The organism is Chitinophaga sp. 22620 (assembly GCF_052044405.1).
Lineage (GTDB): Bacteria > Bacteroidota > Bacteroidia > Chitinophagales > Chitinophagaceae > Chitinophaga.
In genome coordinates this window covers 1-354 of record NZ_JBQEMV010000019.1, presented here as the reverse complement: position 1 = coordinate 354, position 354 = coordinate 1, and the positions used below count along the sequence as shown (strand labels likewise).

General features: G+C 44.1%; 1 protein-coding gene and 1 rRNA gene. One reads left to right on the top strand and one right to left on the bottom strand.

The features are described 5' to 3' along the window. Positions 1-53, top strand: a 16S ribosomal RNA gene (locus ACTJIK_RS25780); the annotation flags it as partial. 10 nt (positions 54-63) lie between these two features. Here the strand turns inward: ACTJIK_RS25780 and ACTJIK_RS25775 are convergent. Next, positions 64-354, bottom strand: a 291-nt coding sequence (locus ACTJIK_RS25775; protein WP_440650481.1) for a hypothetical protein, incomplete at its 5' end; no start/stop codon positions are given.

Below are 354 nucleotides of genomic sequence, written 5' to 3'. Positions count from 1 at the left end.
CTAAGTCGTAACAAGGTAGCCGTATCGGAAGGTGCGGCTGGAATACCTCCTTTTTAGAGCACATTACACCGTGGCTGTTGTTTCCAGATTTTTAAATGTTTTGTTCGAAGCGGAAGCTGCCGGCAAAACGACTACAAAAGAAAAAGGTGTGGCGGTCAAAGGACCGGCCGGTGATCGGATCACAACACTGTCTAAGTTTTTCATCATGGATCGCAAGGTCACCATATCATAGTAATTATGGGGTGGGGATGGAAAAAAGTTCTTTGACATATTGGGAAAACAAGTTGTAAAGCACGCGAGTGCTAAATGATTTAAGATTTTTAAAGCGAATAAGGGCGCATGGTGGATGCCTAG